The sequence below is a fragment of the Vibrio sp. 1978 genome (assembly GCF_033344345.1).
Window position 1 is genome coordinate 1 of sequence record NZ_JAWPOP010000051.1, and the last position, 6,368, is coordinate 6,368.

General features: G+C 42.6%; 5 protein-coding genes and 4 tRNA genes. 6 read left to right on the forward strand and 3 right to left on the reverse strand.

Translation table 11 applies throughout. From position 1 onward, the window contains the following. Positions 1-706: 706 nt before the first annotated feature. Positions 707-2,047, reverse strand: coding sequence for a CDP-diacylglycerol--serine O-phosphatidyltransferase (gene pssA, locus R8N49_RS23975; RefSeq protein ID WP_033907507.1), 1,341 nt, complete (start codon positions 2,045-2,047; stop codon positions 707-709). 71 nt (positions 2,048-2,118) lie between these two features. Beyond that, positions 2,119-2,550, reverse strand: a complete 432-nt coding sequence (locus tag R8N49_RS23980; protein ID WP_017821963.1) for a GNAT family N-acetyltransferase — start codon at positions 2,548-2,550, stop codon at positions 2,119-2,121. Positions 2,551-2,651: 101 nt separating this feature from the next. Here R8N49_RS23980 and murB point away from each other — a divergent pair, with 101 nt between their 5' ends. Both murB and birA read left to right on the forward strand, forming a co-directional pair. Beyond that, the gene (murB, locus tag R8N49_RS23985; protein ID WP_033907506.1) at positions 2,652-3,695 is read left to right on the forward strand and encodes a UDP-N-acetylmuramate dehydrogenase; all 1,044 of its coding nucleotides are present in this window, start codon (positions 2,652-2,654) and stop codon (positions 3,693-3,695) included. Next, the gene (birA, locus tag R8N49_RS23990) at positions 3,692-4,657 is read left to right on the forward strand and encodes a bifunctional biotin--[acetyl-CoA-carboxylase] ligase/biotin operon repressor BirA (protein ID WP_033907505.1); all 966 of its coding nucleotides are present in this window, start codon (positions 3,692-3,694) and stop codon (positions 4,655-4,657) included. Before murB ends, birA begins: the two co-directional genes overlap by 4 nt. A gap of 7 nt (positions 4,658-4,664) precedes the next feature. Here the strand turns inward: birA and coaA are convergent, their stop codons facing one another. Then, complete coding sequence (gene coaA / locus R8N49_RS23995; RefSeq protein WP_005388683.1) at positions 4,665-5,588, reverse strand: type I pantothenate kinase; 924 nt, start codon at positions 5,586-5,588, stop codon at positions 4,665-4,667. A gap of 205 nt (positions 5,589-5,793) precedes the next feature. Between coaA and R8N49_RS24000 the strand changes: the two genes are divergently transcribed. The 4 genes from R8N49_RS24000 (at position 5,794) to R8N49_RS24015 (ending at position 6,189) form a co-directional block, all read left to right on the forward strand. After that, positions 5,794-5,869 (forward strand) — tRNA-Thr (locus tag R8N49_RS24000). A 36-nt stretch (positions 5,870-5,905) separates the two neighbouring features. Beyond that, positions 5,906-5,990, forward strand: a tRNA-Tyr gene (locus R8N49_RS24005). Positions 5,991-6,025: 35 nt separating this feature from the next. Continuing rightward, a tRNA-Gly gene (locus R8N49_RS24010) sits at positions 6,026-6,100 on the forward strand. A 13-nt stretch (positions 6,101-6,113) separates the two neighbouring features. Further along, positions 6,114-6,189 (forward strand) — tRNA-Thr (locus tag R8N49_RS24015). The last annotated feature ends 179 nt before the right edge of the window (positions 6,190-6,368 follow it).

Sequence of the window (6,368 nt, forward strand, 5' to 3'; positions counted from 1 at the left end):
GGGGTCGCGGGTTCGAGTCCCGTCCACTCCGCCACTTATATTAAGCCTCAGTCGAAAGACTGAGGCTTTTTTCGTTTCTACTGCGGCGTTTCCCTGAAGTGTGTTTACACCTAATTAGACTACTCCCCATAATCCCTACTAAGCGAACTCTGCGTGATTACACACTAGGCTTTAATTAATATAGGCCGTTGATGCTGTGGAAAGACAATATGACCTACAAACAAACCTAAGTAATCTATGGTATTCAAAGGCGTTCAACGGCTTGAATCTTGATGAGAAAGAAAAAACGAACTGTGCGCATAATCCAGAAAAGTGTCATATATACCCCCAATCTCTCCTGGCTCAAAAATCAAACGACTTGAAAAGAATTGGAAGGTGAAAGATTGAAGGAGCTCTTCATTAGCGAGGTGATGATTTTCGACGCTGAACATTTGATGAGTCTCAGAAAAAATATATCGCCAAGGGGTAAGAAGCGCCAGAACAGAGAGGGGGAGCTTAGCTCGAGGCTGTAAGCTATGCGGAATAACTCACAAACGTCAAAGCTCAAACCCATTAAGAGAGTCGCTCTAGATCTAAGTGGTTATGTGCTCACTAGCGGTACTAGAAAATAGTTAAGTATTCCAAATGGATTATATGAAAAAGCCAACTGCTAAAGCGGTTGGCTTAGTATAAAAATCTCGACGTACTTTAGAGCGAGAAATGATGTCTAAAGAATACGCTTTAAAACACCATCTGCCTTTAGGCGGGTAATTTTTCTGACCAGTCGCTGTACCCCTATAGGATAGTCTTCTACTTTCTCTAATTGCTTATAAGTACAGATAAGGTGAGTATGCTCAAGAATACGCGAAACTTCGTCTTCAAACTTCTCAGTGAGCTTCGCATAATTGTCTTGTATGAGTAGTCCATTTTCTAGGTCGAGTGACCAAGCACGTGGATTTAAGTTATTCCCAGTAAGTAGCATATAGCGTTTATCAACCCAAATACCCTTAAGGTGGAAGCTGTTATTGTCATGCTTCCATAGGTGAATTGACAATTTACGTGCGGCGATATTCGCTTCATTGGTTTTCGCAAAGCGACGTAAATTCACTTCGTAAAGATATGGAAGTCCGCCAATGGTTTTAAAGTCTTCCTCAGGTGCAATGTAAAAGTCGTTGGCGGTTTTATCACCCACAACAATAGTTACTTTCACACCACGCTTCATGGCTCGTTTCACTTCACGATGAAGTGCTTTAGGGAAGTTAAAGTAAGGCGTACAAATGAAAATTTCGTCTTGGGCTGCTGCCAATAACTTTACAATCTGTTGATTGAGTAGATTACGGCGTTTGCCTAGCCCAACTAACGGAGTGACTTTTACGCTTTCTTCTGTTGCAGCTTGGTCTTCAAACTTATAATTGGCTTGAGCAAGAGAAGCCCTCAGTTGGCGAATCGCCGACTTAATTTCTTTGGTTTCTGGCTTATCTTTTCCTGCAAGATCATTAACGGCAGGGTGAGCAATCATTTCTTCCTGAATGAATTGCACCATTGAATTCGCTAAAGATTCATGTCGAATCACATGGTAACGATCAAATCGATAACGTTCATGATAATGGAGATAAACGTTATTTAAGCTCGCCCCACTGTAGATAACAGTATCATCGACAATGAAGCCTTTTAAATGCAGTACCCCAAAAACTTCTCTGCCACGCACTGGTATGCCATAGACAGGGATTGGGTGTTGGTATTTGCTGGCATATGCTTTGTAAAGCGCTGAATTACCCTCAGATGTCTCCGCACCAATCAGGCCACGCTGCGCTCGATGCCAGTCGACACAGATATTGATGTCCAACCCAGGATTGCGCTGTTTCGCTTCATAAAGCGCAGTGAGAATTTCACGTCCAGCTTCATCATCTTCCAGATATAGAGCGACTAGGTAAATTCGCGACGTTGCTTTGCTGATAGCATCTAAAAGACGGGTTCTGAATGATTCTGCTGAATACAGAACATCAAAGTCTTCCGGATTGACAGCGAGACTTGGCAACTGTTCGAATGGATTCCTACTTACTATCATATCGGTATGAGTACCTTAGTTTAGTGCAATATTGCGAACCTGCCATTTTATCAAAGATATGATTTACCTGGCTACAAAAGCACGCGTTTTGATGTCGTTGAAGAGATGAATTGCATTGGAATGAGATCTTTACCGCTATCTACATAACGTTGAAATGCCATTTTTAGCGGGTGTGGTAGCTCAGAGCAATCAATTGTTGTGAATCCATGCTTGGAATAATAGGATTCGAGATGTGTAAACGCGAAGCAATAATCGCCATCAGTGAAAACATTGTTTTTACAATGAGTTAGTAGTTTTTTTCCAATCCCTGTTCCCCTAACTTTCGGAATGACCAACATTCCTGTCAATAGACGAACTTTATCTACACTTTTTAAACGTAGTAACGCAATGATTTCACCTTTATGGCTTGCTGTAATGATCAATTCATCTTTTTTGGCTCGACCCGCAGGGTAATACGCTTTGTATAGTTTCTTAATGAGGGGGAGCTTGATGGGATTTAACACTTCTATGATTAATGAGTCTGGTATTGTCACTGCGGTTAAAAGATAACTAATGTAGAATGTCGACAGTTTAAGAGAATCTTATCTGGTGTTGCAAACCTACTATGCAAATTAAAACAAATGCGAGCCTAAAGGCTTACCATACTTTTGGAATTGAACAATCGTGTTCCTATTTAGCTATCGTTGAGTCGCTTGAAGATGTTATTGAGCTATTTCAAAACCCAAGATTCACCCATTTACCGAAACTTTTTTTAGGTAAAGGAAGTAATGTTCTTTTTACAGAACATTTTGAGGGATTAGTGATTGTTAATCGAATCATGGGTAAAGAAGTCACGGAAACGGATGAGCACTACCTATTACATATTGCCGGTGGTGAAGATTGGCCTGAATTGGTTTCCTGGTGTGTGAATCAGGGGATCGGTGGGATCGAGAACTTAGCTTTGATTCCAGGTTGTGCTGGCTCGGCTCCTATTCAGAACATTGGTGCGTATGGCCTAGAGCTAAAAGACATCTGTGATTATGTAGATGTTCTTGATCTAACTACGTTTGAAAACAAAAGAATGCACGCCCAAGACTGTGAGTTTGCCTATAGGGATTCCATATTTAAACATGCGTTGCACGGAAAGTGCTTTATCACCGCATTAGGGCTTAAGTTGGCGAAGCAATGGCAGCCGATTAACCAGTACGGTCCTTTACAAAGTATCCCAGAAGAACAACTCAGCCCTGCTTCTATCTTCGAACGAGTATGCCAAGTGCGAAAGGCAAAACTGCCAGATCCAACCAAGATAGGTAACGCAGGTAGTTTCTTTAAAAACCCAGTGATCACGCAAGATCACTATGATCGACTCACAAAAAAATACCCTAACGTAGTGGCCTACCCAGCTTCTGGAGGAATGAAAATTGCTGCTGGTTGGCTTATCGATCAGTGTGGATTAAAAGGGAAGTCTGTACACGGTGCGCAGGTCAACCCTATGCAAGCTTTGGTTTTGACCAACATGGATAATTGTAGTGCTGATGACATTGTCGCGCTTGCTTCTTTAGTGAAGCAGACGGTATGGGATAAATACCAAATCATACTTGAGCATGAAGTACGCTTTCTCAATCGTACCGGGGAGACGAATTTGACTCAGATCGAGGCATCTAGATGAGAAAAGATCACTCTACGAAACTTCATATTTTAAGGTTATTAAGTGATGGAGAGTTTCATTCAGGAGAAGCGTTGGGCGACGATCTTAATGTTTCCAGAGCGGCAATCGCTAAGCACATTAAAGGTCTTAGTGAATGGGGTATTGATATTTATCGAGTGCAAGGGCGTGGTTACCAATTAGCTTCACCATTGCAGTTGTTAGACGAGACACTCCTGACCACTAGCTCGGAGTCACTTGTTGAACTTGTCCCTGTGATTGACTCAACGAACCAGTATTTGCTCGACAGAGTCGTGGATTCGGAAAAGGGCCGTGTTTGTATTGCTGAATATCAAGCACAAGGGCGTGGTCGCCGCGGTAGACAATGGGTCTCACCGTTTGGCTCTAACTTATATCTCTCTATGTATTGGCGACTGGATGCGGGAATGGCTGCGGCAATGGGCTTGAGCTTGGTGATTGGGATTGCCGCAGTGGAAGCTCTGGAAGAAGTAGGCATGCAAGGTGTTAAACTCAAGTGGCCGAATGACTTGTATTATCAAGATAAAAAACTGGCCGGAATCTTGGTTGAAATGTCGGGTCAGGCCGGTGGGGCTGCTCATCTAGTGATTGGGATGGGCCTGAATATTGGAATGCCTGACGACCAGCCTGAGATTGACCAGCCATGGACCACGTTGAACCAAGTAAATCAGAGTCTCAAGATCGATAGAAATGTTCTAGCAATGACACTTATCAAGCATTGGAATTCCGCACTTGTCGAATATGAAATGAAAGGACTTACTGGCTTTATCGAACGTTGGAATCGGTTAGACAATTTCCTTAATCGTCAGGTCAAACTGCTTATTGGTCCTAGAGAGGTATATGGCGTCGTTCGAGGCATCGATCATCAAGGTGGAATATTAATTGAAACCTCCCAAGGACTAGAGACTTATATTGGTGGTGAAATCTCGTTGCGTAAAAGTGACTAATCTTCGATTACTTTCGCAACGAGACTTTATCAACCAAGTGGTTAACGCCTTTGTGTAGAATCAAGTGGGCTCTCTCACGAGTTGGAAGAATATTCAATTCTAAATTGAGCCCATTAATATCATGCCAAATTTGCTTCGCTTTTTTCTTTGCGTCATCGACAGAGAGTTGTGTGTAGTGGCTAAAATAAGATCCAGGTTTCGTAAAGGCCCCTTGGCGAAACTTTAAAAAGCGTTCTACATACCAATGTTCAATGGTCTCTGTTTCTGCGTCGACATAAATTGAAAAATCTAAAAAGTCAGAGACGAAGACACGATGCGGGTCATGTGGATAGTCCATTCCACTTTGCAGAACGTTTAAACCTTCAATAATAAGAACATCCGGTCTATCCACTTTTCTTAGTTCATCAGTAATGTCATACGTGATGTGAGAGTAGATGGGTACTTCAAGATCGGGCTTTCCTGCCTTTACGTCAGACATGAACTCGACTAAACGCTTGATATCATAGGATTCAGGGAAGCCTTTACGATGCATGATACCGCGTTCTTCTAGTACTTTTTTCGGATATAGGAAGCCATCTGTTGTAACCAAGGAGACTTTGGGATGATTCTCCCAACGAGAAAGCAATGCCGTTAGAATACGAGCAGTCGTACTTTTGCCTACAGCAACACTGCCAGCGATACCAATTACGAAAGGGGGAGCATGTTCCTCTGTATTTAAGAATTGTTGTAATACGGAATTGCGGCTTTGACGAGCTTGGACATACAGATTCAAAAGACGAGACAAAGGAAGGTAGATCTCTACCGCTTCCTCCATGGTTAGGTTTTCATTAATGCCCTGAAGCGCAGTCAAGTCGTCTTCAGAAAGTGTCATCGGTACAGAGTTTCTTAACTCGGCCCAATTTGCACGGTCAAATGACAAAAATGGACTCATGGGTCTCTTTTATCCTTGGTTTAATAGAAGCAAGAACATACATCAAGCGAACTTCAAAGCAAACGACAAAGGTCGAAGTTTGCTTTAAAAAAGCTAAGTTTGTACGAATTTGCAGCAAACGAATCTAAAAAATCGAAATTTATGATTTTTTTTCAAATTACTATTGCAACCTAGAAAATCATTCAATAGAATGCGCACCACTTATGCCGACTTAGCTCAGTAGGTAGAGCAACTGACTTGTAATCAGTAGGTCACCAGTTCGATTCCGGTAGTCGGCACCATTCTTTCCTTTAGTAGTCTGAATGGCTTGAAAATTTGGAGGGGTTCCCGAGTGGCCAAAGGGAGCAGACTGTAAATCTGCCGGCACTGCCTTCGATGGTTCGAATCCGTCCCCCTCCACCATATTCTTTAGGAAATAGCTCTCAGAGTTACGTGTTGCGGGCATCGTATAATGGCTATTACCTCAGCCTTCCAAGCTGATGATGCGGGTTCGATTCCCGCTGCCCGCTCCACTCTAATTTGAGTGCTGATATAGCTCAGGTGGTAGAGCGCATCCTTGGTAAGGATGAGGTCGGCAGTTCGAGTCTGCCTATCAGCACCAGCTCTCAAGTTTATTTCCTTTTGATATTAGATTTACCAATTATCTTTTTTGGTTGCGTGGTCAATTTGGGCCACCTAAATCCGTACCTAGAGGGACCACTCATGTCTAAAGAAAAATTTGAACGTACGAAACCGCACGTTAACGTTGGTACTATCGGCCACGTTGACCACGGTAAAACA

Excerpts from the sequence above, each read along its gene's own strand:
- pssA (WP_033907507.1), bottom strand. The coding sequence starts at position 2,047 with ATGATAGTAAGTAGGAATCCATTCGAACAGTTGCCAAGTCTCGCTGTC.
- murB (WP_033907506.1), top strand. The coding sequence starts at position 2,652 with ATGCAAATTAAAACAAATGCGAGCCTAAAGGCTTACCATACTTTTGGA.
- birA (WP_033907505.1), top strand. The coding sequence starts at position 3,692 with ATGAGAAAAGATCACTCTACGAAACTTCATATTTTAAGGTTATTAAGT.
- coaA (WP_005388683.1), bottom strand. The coding sequence starts at position 5,588 with ATGAGTCCATTTTTGTCATTTGACCGTGCAAATTGGGCCGAGTTAAGA.